Raw genomic sequence first — 16,512 nt, 5'->3', positions numbered from 1 at the left:
AGTGTGTGAATATTGCCATTTTCAAATATGTTTGATGGAAAAATATCTTAAAATATGCTAAAGTTCATTTAAATCTAACTCAACTCGCTAAAAAGAGTACGACCTTGAATAGCTTCCGAAGAAGAGCGTATGTTGTGTTTTACTACAGTTCCTAACCCAAACTTTTCAACACGCTAGTCTATGGTTCTTCCGCTAATGTCATATAAAGTTATTACATTTGGTCTTTCCGATGTGGGTCTCGTCAGACAAAATAATGAAGACGTTTGGGACCAAGTACCAACGATTCGTTTTTTTGTTTTAGCAGATGGTATGGGTGGACATCAGGCAGGAGAGGTCGCTGCTAAAGAAACGGTCCATCACTTATGCAAATTGGCTCAAAAGAAATTTAACGCTTTGCTTAAACCGTCGCTAAAAGAATCCTACCAGACATTGAAACACGCCATCGTCCAAGTCAATAAACATATTTATAAAATGAGCCGTGAATCAAGCGACCTTAAAGGCATGGGAACGACTCTTTGCTGCCTCTATTTTCATACTGAAGGAGTCATTTACGGTCATGTAGGTGACAGCCGAATTTATCGTTTAAGAGATAAAAAATTAGAACAGCTCACTAAAGACCATTCCCTTTTGTGTGAAATGATGGATTTAGGGCAAATTCATGAGCAGCAAATGCCCAATTTTTTATATAAAAATATTATCACTAAAGCAATTGGGACGGAATTGATCGTAGATCCCTCTATCGCCATTACAGACTTTATGTATGGGGATATTTTCATGATGTGCACAGATGGTCTTTCCGATCTACTTTCACAGAAGGAAATGGAGAATATTCTCAATCATGCATCATCCCCCCAAGAGGCTGTCGAAAAACTTGTCAAAGCAGCTAAAAATAAGGGCGGCTATGATAATGTCACGGTTGTTATGTTACATGTAATTAAAGAGAATGAATCAGAAAATTTATCTAGATAATAATGCAAGCACTCCGCTTGCACCTCAAGTCCTTCAGACCATGTTAGAATGTCTTTCAGAAAATGTGGGAAATCCTTCCAGCATTCATTCATTTGGGCAAGCATCACGTGCAAAACTTGTGAATGCTCGACATTCTCTCGCATCTTATTTGAAAGTCCCACCAGATGAGATTATTTTTACCTCTGGTGGAACCGAAGGAATTAATTTGCTCATTAAAGGCCTATTAGAGCAAAAAAACGGACATGTCATCACATCAAACGTTGAGCATGCATGCATATTTAACACCCTAAAAGCATATGAAAAAAAAGGACAAGCTGTTTCATGGTTAAATGCCGGCTTACGCGGGGCTGTTCAACCTGAAGCGATAAAAGCAGCCATTCGCCCAGACACTCGCTTAATTGTTTTAACGGCAGTCAATGGCGAAACAGGTGTAAAACTCGATGTTGCCTCTATAGCTTCCATTGCACAGGAAGCCAAAATCCCTTTTGTTTTGGATAGTGTTGCTCAATTAGGAAAAGAAGAAATTTCTATTTTGCCGGGTGTATCCGCCATGTGCTTTAGTGCTCATAAAATTCACGGCCCTAAAGGGGTGGGTTTTATTTGGTTAAAGCGGGGAACGCCTTTCATTTCTACTCTGACAGGAGGGCCACAAGAATTTGGCAAACGCGCGGGATCAGAAAATTTAGCCGGTATTGTAGGACTCGCTAGTGCTGTCATGCTTTTGAACCAAGAACTTCCTGAAGCAGCACATCGGATGCGTTCTTTAAGAGATCACTTTGAAGCAACACTTCTAGGTAATCTTCCAGGAGTCAAAATCAATGGCCAAGGCGAACGGATTGCAAATGTGAGCAACCTATCATTTGAAGGAATTGAAGGAGAAACGCTTATTACACTTCTAGATCGTGAAGGAATTGCAGTGAGCCATGGATCTGCATGCTCTTCTGGAGCCCTTGAACCTTCCCGAATCTTACTTAACATGGGAGTCTCAATGGATCAAGCAACTTCCTCCATTCGCTTTTCTTTAAGCCGCTTTACCACTGCAGAAGAGGTTGACAAGACAATTGCCACAGTTATTCGCCTTGTGTCTCATTTGCGCAATTTAATGAAACCGTGAAACGGGATTGAAAAGAAATTCAGTACAATCTTTAATAAGCCATACCACCCTAAATCACAAATTAAAAGGTCGCGCAACCATGCATATTATTCATATCGCAGCAGAACTTGCACCACTTGCCAAAGTCGGCGGCCTTGCAGATGTTGTTCTCGGACTCTCTCGTGAACTATCTTGGAAAGGTCATGATGTTGATATTATTATCCCAAAATACGATTGCATGGATAGCAATCAGATTGGAGATCTAACAATTGATACAGACAATCTAATGTCTTATTATCACAACGAATGGCACCGCAATACCGTTTGGTCGGGCTGGGTTGAGAATTTAAAGGTCTACTTTATTGACCCCCACCACCCTCGCCGTTTTTTTAATCGCGGTTGCTTTTATGGCTGTGATGATGATGTGGAAAGATACCTCTATTTTTGCCGAGCTTCTTTGGAGTTCTTGTTTAAAAAGCAAATTCAATGCGACATTATCCACTTACATGATTGGCAAACGGCAGTCATCCCTATTTTAGCACGCGATATCTATGAAAATTTGGGATTTAATCATGCTAAAACCATGTTGACAATTCACAACATCGAATATCAGGGCAGATGCTCAGCCTTTGATCTTGATCGTATCGGATTAAAAGGCGAATCGTATTATACCCCTGAAAAACTTCAAGATGAAGTTTATCCCGAATCATTAAATCTTCTTAAAGGCGGGATTACCTATTCGAATTATGTCACAACGGTCTCTCCAACATATGCCAAAGAAGTTCTTACAAAAGAATTTGGCTTTGGTCTTGAAAGCACATTGCTCAAGAATACAGATAAGTTTAAAGGCATTTTAAATGGTGTCGATTACTCTTATTGGAATCCAGAAATTGATCGCTATTTACCTGCTCACTATTCAGCAAGAGAGCTTCCAAAGGATAAAAAAGATCGCAATACACTCGATAATAAAGGGTTTATTAAAAAAGTTTTAAGGGAGCGTTTAGAACTATCTGAAAAACATAAACCGATCATTGGTTGTATCGCTCGCCTCGTCCCTCAAAAAGGGATCGATCTGATTAAACAGGCTATTTCCTATATCGTTGAGCAAGGCGGGCAATTTGTTCTGCTCGGATTTAGCCCTATTCAAAGCATTAGTGAAGATTTTCATCACTTACAGCAAATCTACCAGAATCATACAGATGTCAGCCTCATTCTTCACCATCAAGAAGAGTTAGCTCATGAAATTTTTGCTGGATCGGATATCTTAATTGTCCCCTCATTGTTCGAACCGTGTGGGCTTACCCAAATGATTGCGCTTAAATATGGCACAATTCCCGTTGTGCGTAAAACGGGCGGTCTTTCAGATACAATCATTGATGTCGATACGCCCTATGAAGCTGGAGAAGCCAATGGTTATACTTTTGAAGATCCTACATCCGAAAGCTTCCACGCAGCTCTTCACAGAGCCATCCATTGCTGGTTCGACGAACCGGAAAAATGGAGACAGCTAATGGTTCATGGCATGAATATTGATTTTAGCTGGAATCACCCTGCTGATCGTTATTTGGAAATCTACAAACAACTCGAGCATAAATAAAGGATCATATTCTTTTTAATGAATCAGCATGTGGGGTATCAAGTGAAAGCCCTATGCTGATTTTTATCGAGACTCTTATCAAGAAGTTTACAAAACTGTGAAGATTCTTTCTCGACTAAATCCCTACAACCCACTGCTTTATACGTATAGCATCGTCAATAAGCTTCATTTCTTCAGCTGATCGAACCAATTTTCTCCAGGTCTTTTTATTCTACCTACAGACCTCGTTTGGAATAAATTTTTCCTGGTTTCCCATCTAAAATAATGTTTACTTAAATTCTTGGAAAAACACGCTCTACGTTACTTGTAATAGGGGCTACAACTATTAGCTCAGAACGTTTAGCAGAGTCACTAGAAATAGCAAGTCACGGACGCATTTTTTTATTTCCTTGCCACGTCCCCTCTTCTTGGATAATCATCTTCATTTATACCTGCTATTCATCCAATCTAATAAAATCCTCTCCCTCAATCTCTGAAAAGATTTGCTTTAACTCAATATTTCCCGGGGTCTTTATCTGCTTCATCATTAAAGCTTCTCTTTAGCATGCAAAGCAGCGCCCAATTACTCTGGAATCGTTTTTGTTACTGGTTTTACCTTCATAAAAAGGTCCTTTTTTCTCGAATTATACATATACCAATATATCAATGATTTCATTTCCTCTGCCTTAAAGAATAAAAAACGTAAAAAAAATTAGACAAGTTGCACAGTGTCCCCATTTAACAGAAAAAGTTTGATTCACAACAATTTGCTGGTAATTGCTTTTCAGAATAAAGCTATTCATTTAGAATTCCATCAACCAAATAAACGCAAAAACAACTAGACAGTAGGTGCTCTTTGAATATTGCGAATGCTTTGACCATTATCCGACTTTGTATCAGCCCATTTTTTTTATTAGTCTATTTGAAGCCCGATTTCTTTAATATCTCAACAACCGGCCTTCCCTATGTGCTTTTAGCCTTATGGGCTGTCTCCGAACTTTCAGATGCTTTTGATGGATATCTAGCCCGCCGCTATAACCAAGTCACAGAACTAGGTAAGATTCTGGATCCTATGGCAGATAGCATCGCCCACACAACGGTTTTTCTGACCTTCACAGAGTCCCCTGTCAACCTACCAATTCCGCTTCTATTCGTCTTTCTTTATCGAGATTCTGTTGTCAGTACACTTCGCACTATTTGCGCTTTGAAAGGATTTGCCTTAGCTGCACGCACAAGCGGCAAGATTAAAGCTGTCATCCAAGCCATGGCGGCCTTTTTTATTCTACTTTTAATGATTCCTCATGCAAAGGGCTTGCTTTCTCAAGAAAATTTACACTTTACAAGTACTTGGATTGTGATTGGTGCTGCCTTGTACACTATTTATTCTGGTTTTGATTATATTTATGCAAACTGGTCCTATATCGCACGCATGCTAATTCCCCCTCAAAATCCTACTCAATCTGGATAACCCGCCTATGGCATATGAGATTCTCGGCATTGGAAATCTTTTAATGGACTTTATCATTCAGATTGATGAAGCCTATCTACATGCATTAGCAGGGATTAAAGGTGGGATGGAAACTATCGACTACCAAACGATTATGCAAATCATTGGGAAAAATCCGGTTTCACAACAAACACCTGGTGGGAGTGCCACCAATACCGTAAAAGGACTGGCACAACTAGGGAAAAGGTGCGCTCTTGTGGGAAAAATAGGAAAGGATAGAATTGGTCAGCAACTCATAGAAGTGCTTTCTGATATCGGCATTCAAACTTTTTTTTCTATAAGTGAGCAACCAACAGGAATGGCCGCTTGCTTAATCACTCCCGACGGAGAAAGAACTTTTCGCACCTATGTGGGACCAATGACCACATTTACTCCCGATGAGTTAAAACCTTGCTATTTTGAAGGGGTAAAACTTGTCTACTTAGAAGGATACAACTTCCTTTATCCAGGAGTCATTGAAAAAGCTATGGAGCTGGCCAAAGAGGCTGGAGCAAAAGTTGCGATGGATGTTTCAAGTGTCGAAATGGCCTCCTCTTTTCAATCCAAAATCATCGAACTGCTTCCTCGATATGTGGATATTCTTTTTGCTAATGAGCAAGAAAGCATAGCCTTAACCCATCTTCCTCCAAAGAAAGGATGCAACATTTTGAAAGATCTTTGCGAAACGGTTGTGATTCATAGTCCTGAAGGTTGCTGGATCGGTCAGCGTCAATTTGAAACCTTTGCCTCCCATATTCCCATTATCCCTTTGGATTCAACTGGGGCGGGAGATGCATTTACAAGTGGTTTTTTATATGGATACTTATCCGGACACTCACTAAAAGAATCTGCTCTTTTAGGAATGAATGCAGGAAAGGCTGTAGTTCAAATTTTGGGGGCCGAGCTTTCTTCTGAAAGCTGGCACCAAATTAAAATTAACAGCCTTTAAACTAAACGAGCGACAACTCACATTCTTCTTTGATTGAATCGATCTCAAATGAAATTTCTTTGCGCAGCTTGAAAATTCCAATCACGTTTATCACCAAGAGGATTCCCCCCATAATCGTCATCACACTTTGAGCTGCTGTGGAATCTACCAACGCAAAAAGAATGAGAGCACTTACGGCATATACATAAAAAAGCGGGCGCCCTTTCGTCGGATGTAAAAACTGAGCGCACTTAAGCCCCACACAGAAAAACGCATTGATCGTGGAATAGCCAAGTAAGAACAAAAAGAAAGGCATGAAAAAGTTCATGAAAGGAAAGTACCCTTCCAAAGCCCGTTGAACCAAAAGAGAGCAATCAAGGGGCTGATTCCATACACCGGTAATCAGTGTTAGGAGAATCGTTGTCGTGCAAACCACAAAAGAATCTAAAAAAATATCCATAAAAACTAAACAAGCTTGTTTTTCTGGTATCTTAACAGATGTCTCGCTATGAATAACGGACGCGTAGCCTATTCCCACATCTCCTGTATAGCATCCTCTTCTAATTCCTTGCGAAGCGGTCAACATCATCGTGCTTCCAATAAACCCACCAGTAGCAGCATGACCAGAGAAAGCAGATGTAATCACTTCATGAAAGAGAGCTGGAAGAACAGATAGATTTTGCATTAAAATCCAGCATCCCATAGTGACATAAAGCACAATAAAAATGGGAATCACGGCGCTCGAAATATTACCCACTCTTCCAACTCCCCCACTTGTCGCAAAAACAATGAGAGTGATTAGGATAAAGACAACCACAGGTTCACTAATCGGAAAATTAGAGGAGACACTTGTCGTAATCACTTTAAATTGCCAAATCTCTACACAATAAAGGCAGAGTAAAAAAGCTACAAATGTAGGAATCCACTTTTGTTTAAAAGCGCGCGTTAAAAAATACATGGGCCCCCCATCGAAGCTCCCATTAGCATTAGCAATCCGATAGCGTAAACCCAGGTAAACCTCGGCATACTTGATGACCATTCCCCCAATCGCAGTTAACCAGATCCAAAAAATGGCTCCTGGTCCACCAATTTGCACAGCCGTGCAAATGGAAACAATGTTTCCAATGCCAACACATCCACCCACACAAGCAAAAAATACTTTTACTGGATGAACGCCGCCGTTTTCATGAGAACTGGTATCCTTTAAAAAACTAACTAAAGTATAAATCGCTGAAGGGAATTTTCTTATCTGAACAAAATTTGACTGGAATGTCAGAAAAAAGCCTAGCAGCAAAACTAGTGGGGCTGAGATGTAGCTCCATAGAAAGTCTTCCGTACTCACCAAAAATTTTAAGATGGGTGCCATGAATTCCATAAGATCCTTAACATTCCGTTTTTTTACAAAATATAATAATAAAAATTAGAGTAAAAGTCAATAAATTTATATATAACGCTCAGAGGCGTAAAGAATCTAAAAAGGACTTATTTTTCCTTATAAATTCTTCTTTCCAATAGTATTGATCTAAAAGTTGAGAAGGATCTCTCTTTAAAATTGTGTAGGCGATATAAATCGCTTCGATCGAAGCCAAGCCTTGTTCCGGAAATGGACAGGCTGTTTGACAACGAGGATAGGCCGTACGGCATTGGGGGGGGATACTGCGTAGCTTAATTGAAGCTTTTTGTTGCACCCAATCAAACATTTTCTCCGCATAACGCCATGTCGCATCTAAAACGAGCAGGCCATTTTGGGCATCTGAAGAGTCTAATGGAGGAGCATCAATTGTCAATAAAACATAAGAATCCAAAGAAGGCAGTTCTTCAATTGGATAAGATAAAAATGAAAAATCGGGTCTATTCTCTAAACCACGCAGGCTGCACTTCTTCAGGTTTTCCTTCCGATGGCGGATAACTAGAGTTGGAGGAAAGAATTGCATGGTTTAAATAATTCGGTTAATATGACGTTGAAGTACAATTTATGCACATTTTTTGTGCAACGAAACATTTATTTAAACATGTAGGAGCTTTTATTTCAAATAGATAAAGGCATCTGTTCTAAAATTGCAAGGGGTTGAAATGATGAAACAATTATCTTTTATATTGTTAACAGCTCTCGCTTTCTGCTGGCTAAGCTCGGCACAAGCCGCTACAGCAACTTCTCAAATCCATTGGCATGAAAATTATGCAGATGCAGCTAAATTATCCGCATCTACTGGTAAGCCAATATTTTTGCTATTCACAGGATCAGATTGGTGTACGTATTGCATTAAATTAGAAAACGAAGTGTTTGCTACCCCAGAATTTTCGCAAGATTTAGCGAATCGTTTAATTTTCGTTAAACTTGATTATCCCCCAAAAGCATCCGTTCCCCCACAAATCAAAGAACAAAACGAAGCTTTAAAACGCAAATTCAATATCCAAGGCTTTCCAACTGTGATTCTTTTAGATTCTAAAGGTGGCCAAATTGGGGTAACAGGCTATAAAACAGGTGGCGGTAAAAGCTATGCTGACCATATTCAAAAATTGCTGAATAATCATTCCGCTTATTTACAAAAAATGAATACTGCTGAAAGCCAAAAACTTTCAAAAGCAGCTTAGTTAAAGAGGGATTGGATGAAAAGATACATCCAATCCCTAAATTTCAAGAGATTGATCCCATTTAGTGATGTTCAGTAACTCTTTGGGAATTTCATGCAAAAAACGAGATGGTTTAGAGGCATACTCTTTTCCCATCCGCTTCCTTTTTCTTGCCATGCTGATCGTTAAAAACTGTCTTGCACGTGTAATGCCGACATACATTAAACGCCTTTCCTCCTCTACTCCAACTTCCTTCAAGCTTTTCTCATGCGGGATAATATGATCTTCTATTCCCACAAGAAAGCAAGCTTTAAATTCGAGCCCTTTAGAACTATGAAAGGTCATTAAATTCACTTGATCTTTTTGTTGCGTATTTTTTTGACTTTGATTCCAATCTTGTTGCAAAGGAGTTGAAGTAATAAAATCATGAAGTGTGGGAGTCTTATTAAATTCTTTTAAAAAAGATTCATTAAATTCAACAAGAGAAGAAACAAATTCCTGCACATTTTCCCATTTAAAATCACGCATTTGTGCACTTTTAACTTCGTCATTGATTGCTTTTTTATAATTAACTGCTTCAATTAACTCAGTCAAAGCATACGAAAAATCTTGCTCAAAGCGTTGTTTGGAATTTTCCAAAATCCCTATAAATCCCTGAAGAGAATCCAATGCCTTTTGGCTCCAATGAGAAGACACCTCTTGAACCGCCGGTTCTCGATTGGCTAAAGATTTTAAAACATTCCATAAAGGGAGTTGATGTGAACGGTTATAAGCTGTTGCAGCATCTAGAGAGGCCTCTCCAATCCCACGCCTTGGCTGATTGATAATGCGTAAAAGAGCTTCTTGATCTAACGGATTTGCGATGACTCTTAAATAAGCAAAAAGATCGCGCACTTCACGTCTTTCGTAAAACTCTGTGCCGCCAAAAATCTCGTAAGGAATCCCTTTAATCCATTGATCCCCATCCTTCCAGGCATAATTCATTAAAGCGAGCTCAAAAAGACGTGATAAAGCATTTGAACGATAAAGAATGGCAATATCTCGCCATTTTAATTGATATTTTTCTCGCATATGAGCAATGCGATAAACAACAGCCTCAGCCTCTTCTTTATCCGAGGGCGCATGAAATACTTCTATCAGATCCCCTTCTCCTCGATTGCTCCATAAAACTTTTTGATAACGGGTTTGATTGTGACTAATCACTCCATTTGCCGCTTTTAAAATATTGTTTGTCGATCGATAGTTTTGTTCAAGTTTAATGGTTGTCGCATCTGAAAAATCTAAAATATTCTTAACTTCCGCACCCCGCCAGCCATAGATAGATTGGTCATCATCTCCAACAACACATAAATTTTGATATTTTCGAGAAAGTAAAGAAGCCAATTTGTATTGGACAGGATTGGTATCTTGATACTCATCGATCATGATGTACCGATACCGTTCCTGGTATTTTTCTAAGACATCGGGAAAATTTTCGAAAAGCTGAACTGTTAAACCCAATAAGTTATTAAAATCGACAGCATTATAGGCACGCAAACTAGCCTGGAGCCGTTGATAAATGGTTCTTGCAAATTCGTCATGCCATTCCGAACCTGTATCACAGATTTCCTCACTCGCCAAACCTTTGTTTTGTGCTTGATTAATCACGGCCGTTGTACTGGCCAAGGAAGGTAATTCCGCTTCATGTTCGAGCACATCACGTGCAATCAATCCGATCAGGCGTTGCACATCTTTTTCGTCATACAAACTAAATTGAGGTGTATAACCAAGCTTATGAATTTCAGCCCGCAGTATTTGCATACAAAAACTATGAAATGTGCACAAAGAAATTTGCTTGGCAATGTGGGGAGCAGCAAATGCTCCAATGCGATGACGCATTTCCGCAGCCGCTTTGTTGGTGAATGTGAGTCCCAAAATCGATTTTGGAGAAGCCCCTTTTATCGACATTAAATAAGCCATGCGCACAGTCAAAACCTTGGTTTTGCCACTGCCTGCACCAGCTAAAATCAATACGCGACCATCTGTTGTCGTAACTGCAGCTCTTTGCGAGGGATTTAAGGCATCTAGTTCTTCTTTAAAATCATTTTTCATGATGATTCCATCTTTGATTTTGTGAAAAAATAGAGTGTATTTTTTTCAAGGATCAAAGTAAAGCGACTTGATTATCTGAGGGCTGAAGCAAAAGTAACATTTCCTTTTGCACATCTTGAGTTTTTAGATTTTTGTGAAACCCACGAGGTTTCACATTTAAATCTAAGTGAGGGGGAAGCAAATGATGACAAGTTCTAAATGCTTCACGCACAGTTCTTTTAAAGCGATTGCGATCATGTGCCTTCCCGTATTTTTTAGATACGGTTATCCCAAGCCTTGTTTGCGCATGTGTGCGCTTACAAAATTCAATCATCACATAACACCCGAAGCATCGACTACCCTTATGAGATAACCGTTGATACTGTTTTCGGGTGCGGATTTTTAATGCTTTTGGAAAAGAGCAAGAGATCACCCTTTATTACGCTCTAGTTAATTGCTTACGTCCATGGCGGCGTCTGCGATTGATAATTTTACGTCCATCGGCAGTTTTCATTCTTTTACGAAATCCATGCTCTGATTTTCTACGACGTTTGCTGGGTTGATACGTACGTTTCACGATTTTTTCCTTATACTGGCATTAAAAAATATAGGTTTTCTTCGTTCAGAAGTGATTATACTCTAACGGCAAAAGGATAGCGAACACCTTGAATAATTGCAAGCTTAAACTCTTAATGACACTCAAACTTTGCCTGCATTTTTATCAAAAGCAAAACTCTTTTTTCTGTTGTATCAGTAAAAACGCTTTTTTAATAAGATAACACGAATTTTCTAAACACAATCTGAAAAAGGAAATCATTATGCACGCTCCAGCGCTTTCCCCCTCCCAACCCCCGGAAGCCTCTGTCACAGAAAAATCCCTCGAAAAAAAACCGCCCGTTGATTTTATTGATAACATCCTCAAAAAAATCAACCTTTACAAGCCCAAAGAATTCGTCGAACTCGCCCAAACAATCACACAGCTGGAGTGGCGCTTATTATCTACTGATCCGATTAATGCGAATAATTTAGATGACCCACACGACCCCACCCCCAAAACAACAGCTAAAATAACGTGGATTTTCCTCAGAACTTTAGGCGGCACTTTTTCTGATCAACAAAAATTACTCAAGGAAACACTATGTTTTGTCGCTAAGCAAAACTTAGAACGATTTGAACCTAAAGACCTTGTTAGTATTGTGCGTGTTTTTGATGACATCGAATATCATGAAATAAATCTTTTTCGATTCTTAAGCAGAAAAATATCGTCGTGCGCTTCCAGATTGGACCCGGAAGATATCGCCTGGACCCTTTTTTCTTTTCGAAAAATAACCCCCCTTCCAAAACTTATTTTTCTCCGCTTGACAGTTTTGGCGTTTGAAAAAATCCACCTTTTTAATGCGCAAGAGCTAGCCATTACGTTTAAAGCCCTAGTGCAGGCCAGTTATTGCAAAAACGAGCAACTTTCGCGAATTAGCTATCGAATTAAAAATAAGGTCAATGATCTTACCGTAAGCGATGCGATCCATGTTCTGTGGGCCTATGCCTATGACGCACGCCAAAATAAAAAAGATCCCTGCTTTGTTAGAGATTCAAATTGGGAAACTCTTGAACAACTAAAAGAGGTCTTTTTAAAAAATGCGACTTCATTAAATGCCGATGAAATCGTCCGAATTGCTTGGTCATATCACTTCTTAAATTACATCCATGAAGATTTATTACGAGAACTATGCAAACATCTAGAGCCAAAAATAAATGACTTAACAAATGACGGTCTTATCAATATTACCAAGATCTTTATCAGCTTAAATTTTATTGACAAGGAATTGCTTTGGAAGCTCCTTAAAAAGATCGAAGATAAAGTAGTGAATAATCCCCATCAGTTTACTCCTTCCAATCTTTCGGAGCTAACCCATGCGATGCTCATGGGATATTGCCAATCAGAAGACTATACAACATTCATTTTAAATATGCTGGATGTCATCTTTCAAATCGATCCATCCAGGTGGGAGGCTCATCAACTATCGCAAATACACACCATACACCTAATCTATACACTAAAATCGAAACAGGAAAAGGCAATGCCTATTCCATTGCAAGAACGCATCGACATCCATCTTAAAGGATTAAAAGATAAAAAACCCATTAGTTCAGATTTTCACTTAAGCGTCGCAAAATGCATTGAGAATATTTTAGGAAAATCGGAAAAGGAATTTCAAATCGAAACGTATTTTGTCGACATTGCTTATCCTGCACGCAAACTTGTCATTGAGGTAGATGGACCGGCTCATTTCGATCAATTTGGCAATTATTTGCAGAAAAATGCTGTAAAAGAATTCGTGTTAAAATTATTGGGATGGCAAGTGATTCGCATTTCCAAGGAATGGCCCGGGTATGAACATATATTTCACAACGAATCAACCTCTTTACAAAAGATGCCCACACAATATAACAAAAATGAACTAAAGAATTTGCGCATACAATTCCTCAATAAACTCTTAAATAGTCACGAAAATTAATCTGAGGAAGTCCTGGGCCCAACCAAGAGTCCAGGACTATTTTCTCTCCTAAATAGCCTAATTTCTCGATATCATCATTTAAAATAAATTGCAGTTTTTTCACCTCCTCCATTACTTTCCCATAAATATAGATCATCAAAAAAAATCACATATTTGTTGGGAAGCTTGCCATGAATTCAAACGTTTCTTCATTATTTCCACTACCTCCAGATTTTCCCGCATCAGAAACTCTTCACGCTTTGAAGAAAAGCCCAAATCCAGAGGAGGAGCTTAAATCCATTTTTAATGACAATCCCGACCAGCAATTCAAGTTTCTTTTCTGGGGCATTTTAGCTTCTTTTAATAGCCCCGAATGGTTTCAAAAGAATTCCAGTTACTTTAATCGCCTTCATGTCAATTTGATTTCTACCTCCGATTTTTCTTCAAATATTGTCACACACGAATCTCTCACCCAAAAAAAAAGAATCCGACGTATCGAGGAACTTTTCGAATTAATAAAAGCCCCCCAAAAAAAATTTTGTGAAATTCTAACGAGAAAAAAACAGGAATGCCTTCATTCATTCATCACGTTGGTTGAACAAGCACACCTGAATCAAGACATTAAAACGCTTAATCACTTGCGACAAATTTTTCGCAGTCATCCTAGCGTAAAAGATGTGATAAATTCTAAAAAATTTAGCGAAGACCCTTGCTTACTTCTGGTCCAAAAAAACACGATTATCCGTATTTTTGGATCGTCTAAAGAGTTTCAGTCTCTAACAAAAGAAGCAAGCATCACATATTCAGAAGATTTTCACTACACGCTCCTTAAACTTCCGTCACATTGGTTTCCAAAAACTAACATCTCACCACCTCCCCACGCCTTCCCCATAGCGACTTGGGAGCACATAACTGGTTTACACGATTTCGATCAATTAAAAACTTACCTATCTTCTGAACCAGACACCCTTTTAGAATTGGGAAGAGCCTGTATCGATTTCTCAACTCCTACGGAGTGGATTTATCAAAATCAACCAACGATCAATCATTTAATCCAATGTTATAATGATTTCTCAGAAAACGGGATAGACAAGGAATTAAAACAAGAGCTAAACCAAACAAACAAAATCCTTAAAATTAAACAACTGTTTGCAACTGATGAAATTGAGCTTCCTCCTAGAGACCTTCAAGAAATACGCTGGCAACACCTCAATGCTTACCATAAATTTTACGAAGCCCTCAAAATAAATGATCCGTTTACCATGATCCAATTAGTTAAGCTTATCCCCCCCTTAAAAAAAATTATCATTCAATTCTCCAAATCCGAATCAATGCTCCTGGAACAAAATAGAGCCTTAATTGGAGCCTATTTATTAGCATTCAAAAATCAAATACCCAACGATAAAGGCAAAGACAAAGGCCCTTCATCCGAAGATGACTCAATGACACTTCAGCAAGTGCATGATGCATTTGAACAAGAAAAGAAGTTTATGAAAACGGATGCATGGGAAAAGCTCGAAAAAGAAGGCCGAGAAGCGCTACAAGCCTTTCGTAAGTCTATTGATATTCAAGAATTTACTGAAGGCGGACTGGAAATGCTCATCGATAGACTCCCAAAAGACTTCATGGATTCCGCCCACCAACTTAGGAAAGCAGGGGTCCCACTTAGCGACTGCTTACTCTATCAATTAGTGGAACATGAAGAATTAATGATTTATTATTTTGCCCTTCAAAGGAAAAGAGAGACGGCCTTACTAGAACCCTACCTACCAAAACCTAACACGCCGTTAGAAGATTGCGACCTTGCTTTTCCAGAAGAGGACATCAACATATTCTTTTCGACATTATCCGAAAATCCGCAATGGCTGGCCCAACAAATCCATACTTACACCACAAAATTTAAAAAAAACAACGCCATTGAAAAATTACGAGCCATTTTAGTTTTTATCAATGGGAACGAGAAATTATGCAAAAACATTAAAGACCGCTTGAAGCTGGAAGAATCACAAATTCTCTTTTTACAAAAAGAATTTAAAAATGAATTTGAAATACTTTACCAAATTCTTCCGTAGCAACCTCAGCTTTGGCTCAAAACTTCAAAAGTCTAAGTTTTAAACGAATGGGGAATTTCAAGTCGAAAACATTTCGCCTTCAAATAAATCCAATTCAAAAATATGTTCTTATCGAACTTTTGTATCTTTATCAAAGCAAAGAGAGAGAAAAGGATTGAAAAGAATTCTCCATTGATCTATAAAAAACGGATAACTATTGAAAAAAGCTCATAAAGAAAAATCAGGGTATTGTCATGAAAGTAAAGGCATCGATTAAAGCCGATAAATCCAAGGGAGACATTCTGGTCCGCCGAAATGGACGTCTCTACGTACTTAACAAAAAAGATCCCAATCGCAAGCAGAGACAAAAAGGTCCTGCACGTAAAAAATAAGAAAGGAAAATTATGGCCAAGAAGTCATCTGTCGAAAAGCAAAAACGCCGCGAGCGCATTGTCAAGCTCAAGTGGGACAAAAGACAAGAGCTCAAGAATAAAGTCTACAATATGAATCTCAGCGAAGAAGAGCGAGAAGAAGCACGTACGGCTCTTAACAAAATGCCTAGAGATTCCTCCCCTATTCGCCTTAGAAATCGTTGCCAACTCACAGGGCGCGCAAGAGGATATCTTCGTAAGTTCAAATTGTCTCGTCTAACTTTTCGAGAAATGGCTCTTGCCGGATTACTTCCTGGGGTTACTAAGTCCAGCTGGTAATTAGAAAATTCAAAAAAGCTTAGACTAAGCGCTAAGCTTTTTTTTGATCTTTATCCGTTTAATTCTTTTCAAGACAGGTCATTAGCGACCGAAGATCCTCAATTTTTTCCCAACCCGTCATCCCCTCACTCCACACTAAAGTAGACAACCGAATCTTCTCTGCTTTCCAAAGATCGATCAATACGGGCATCGAAACAGGCCCCACGGACTTTTTGTTTACATCTACATAAAACCAATCCTTACTCCACTCCACTGGATGCACATCTAACAACTCTTCCTCTGAAGAAGAGGTTGAATCCGACTCCTGTTCCGCCTGCTTTTTTTTCGAAAGATCGGGTAACAGAAATAAAACAAGCAGTCCAAGAAGACTGAATAACATACCAATAACAAACCACCGGAATGGATCACGCCCTTTAACTCGCGCATATTGAGCAGCAAGACTTCCAACTAAGGCTAAAAAAATAAGTGAAGAAAAAAAATGCACAAACTACCTTGTAAATAATAACTGAACCTTGTTCAGTCCATTTTGATAAGATTTATTATACAGCGATTCCTTGAAA

At 38.9% G+C, this 16,512-nt stretch carries 16 protein-coding genes; 10 read left to right on the top strand and 6 right to left on the bottom strand.

Annotation, left to right across the window (positions count from 1 at the left end; genetic code table 11):
- Positions 1 to 195: 195 nt before the first annotated feature.
- From AB7E63_RS11275 to AB7E63_RS11255, 5 genes are all read left to right on the top strand, one after another.
- Entirely contained in the window at positions 196 to 969 is a 774-nt protein-coding gene (locus tag AB7E63_RS11275; RefSeq protein ID WP_013925248.1) for a Stp1/IreP family PP2C-type Ser/Thr phosphatase, read from the top strand.
- Positions 944 to 2,083, top strand: coding sequence for a cysteine desulfurase family protein (locus AB7E63_RS11270; RefSeq protein ID WP_006340156.1), 1,140 nt, complete (start codon positions 944 to 946; stop codon positions 2,081 to 2,083). The genes AB7E63_RS11275 and AB7E63_RS11270 overlap by 26 nt, the downstream gene beginning before the upstream one ends.
- 79 nt (positions 2,084 to 2,162) lie before the next feature.
- Complete coding sequence (locus tag AB7E63_RS11265) at positions 2,163 to 3,659, top strand: glycogen synthase (RefSeq protein WP_006340155.1); 1,497 nt, start codon at positions 2,163 to 2,165, stop codon at positions 3,657 to 3,659.
- An 835-nt stretch (positions 3,660 to 4,494) separates the two neighbouring features.
- The gene (gene pgsA / locus AB7E63_RS11260; RefSeq protein WP_006340153.1) at positions 4,495 to 5,106 is read left to right on the top strand and encodes a CDP-diacylglycerol--glycerol-3-phosphate 3-phosphatidyltransferase; all 612 of its coding nucleotides are present in this window, start codon (positions 4,495 to 4,497) and stop codon (positions 5,104 to 5,106) included.
- 7 nt (positions 5,107 to 5,113) lie between these two features.
- Positions 5,114 to 6,073 (top strand): adenosine kinase, encoded by a 960-nt coding sequence (locus AB7E63_RS11255; RefSeq protein ID WP_006340152.1) that lies wholly within the window; start codon positions 5,114 to 5,116, stop codon positions 6,071 to 6,073.
- Position 6,074: 1 nt separating this feature from the next.
- Here the strand turns inward: AB7E63_RS11255 and AB7E63_RS11250 are convergent, their stop codons facing one another.
- Together AB7E63_RS11250 and AB7E63_RS11245 are read right to left on the bottom strand one after the other, a co-directional pair.
- Positions 6,075 to 7,418: an amino acid carrier protein gene (locus AB7E63_RS11250; RefSeq protein ID WP_036745864.1), complete on the bottom strand. Its 1,344-nt coding sequence runs from the start codon at positions 7,416 to 7,418 to the stop codon at positions 6,075 to 6,077.
- Positions 7,419 to 7,506: 88 nt separating this feature from the next.
- Positions 7,507 to 7,986 carry a DTW domain-containing protein gene (locus tag AB7E63_RS11245; protein WP_006340150.1) on the bottom strand — a complete coding sequence of 160 codons (480 nt, stop codon included), beginning with the start codon at positions 7,984 to 7,986 and terminating at the stop codon, positions 7,507 to 7,509.
- Positions 7,987 to 8,125: 139 nt separating this feature from the next.
- Between AB7E63_RS11245 and AB7E63_RS11240 the strand changes: the two genes are divergently transcribed.
- Positions 8,126 to 8,647: a thioredoxin family protein gene (locus tag AB7E63_RS11240; protein WP_100067475.1), complete on the top strand. Its 522-nt coding sequence runs from the start codon at positions 8,126 to 8,128 to the stop codon at positions 8,645 to 8,647.
- A 36-nt stretch (positions 8,648 to 8,683) separates the two neighbouring features.
- Here the strand turns inward: AB7E63_RS11240 and AB7E63_RS11235 are convergent, their stop codons facing one another.
- Genes AB7E63_RS11235 through rpmH form a run of 3 tightly spaced genes read right to left on the bottom strand, consistent with a single transcriptional unit; the run spans position 8,684 to position 11,273 of the window.
- Positions 8,684 to 10,717 (bottom strand): ATP-dependent helicase, encoded by a 2,034-nt coding sequence (locus AB7E63_RS11235; RefSeq protein ID WP_006340148.1) that lies wholly within the window; start codon positions 10,715 to 10,717, stop codon positions 8,684 to 8,686.
- A gap of 52 nt (positions 10,718 to 10,769) precedes the next feature.
- Positions 10,770 to 11,129, bottom strand: a complete 360-nt coding sequence (gene rnpA, locus AB7E63_RS11230; protein WP_226987403.1) for a ribonuclease P protein component — start codon at positions 11,127 to 11,129, stop codon at positions 10,770 to 10,772.
- A 6-nt stretch (positions 11,130 to 11,135) separates the two neighbouring features.
- Positions 11,136 to 11,273 carry a 50S ribosomal protein L34 gene (rpmH, locus tag AB7E63_RS11225; protein ID WP_079891761.1) on the bottom strand — a complete coding sequence of 46 codons (138 nt, stop codon included), beginning with the start codon at positions 11,271 to 11,273 and terminating at the stop codon, positions 11,136 to 11,138.
- 241 nt (positions 11,274 to 11,514) lie between these two features.
- Here rpmH and AB7E63_RS11220 point away from each other — a divergent pair, with 241 nt between their 5' ends.
- From AB7E63_RS11220 to rpsN, 4 genes are all read left to right on the top strand, one after another.
- Positions 11,515 to 13,212 (top strand): RAP domain-containing protein, encoded by a 1,698-nt coding sequence (locus tag AB7E63_RS11220; protein ID WP_428419526.1) that lies wholly within the window; start codon positions 11,515 to 11,517, stop codon positions 13,210 to 13,212.
- A gap of 170 nt (positions 13,213 to 13,382) precedes the next feature.
- On the top strand, positions 13,383 to 15,263 hold the full coding sequence (locus tag AB7E63_RS11215; RefSeq protein ID WP_428419524.1) for a hypothetical protein: 1,881 nt from the start codon (positions 13,383 to 13,385) through the stop codon (positions 15,261 to 15,263).
- Positions 15,264 to 15,496: 233 nt separating this feature from the next.
- Entirely contained in the window at positions 15,497 to 15,634 is a 138-nt protein-coding gene (gene rpmJ / locus AB7E63_RS11210) for a 50S ribosomal protein L36 (RefSeq protein WP_006340143.1), read from the top strand.
- Positions 15,635 to 15,646: 12 nt separating this feature from the next.
- Entirely contained in the window at positions 15,647 to 15,952 is a 306-nt protein-coding gene (gene rpsN, locus AB7E63_RS11205; RefSeq protein WP_006340142.1) for a 30S ribosomal protein S14, read from the top strand.
- Between the two features lie 58 nt (positions 15,953 to 16,010).
- Here the strand turns inward: rpsN and AB7E63_RS11200 are convergent, their stop codons facing one another.
- Positions 16,011 to 16,436: a DUF4339 domain-containing protein gene (locus AB7E63_RS11200; protein ID WP_006340141.1), complete on the bottom strand. Its 426-nt coding sequence runs from the start codon at positions 16,434 to 16,436 to the stop codon at positions 16,011 to 16,013.
- Between the last annotated feature and the right edge of the window lie 76 nt (positions 16,437 to 16,512).

Source organism: Parachlamydia sp. (assembly GCF_050255895.1).
Lineage (GTDB): Bacteria > Chlamydiota > Chlamydiia > Chlamydiales > Parachlamydiaceae > Parachlamydia > Parachlamydia acanthamoebae.
The sequence above is the reverse complement of the archived record's forward strand: the minus strand, read 5'-3'. Positions and strand labels throughout refer to the sequence as shown.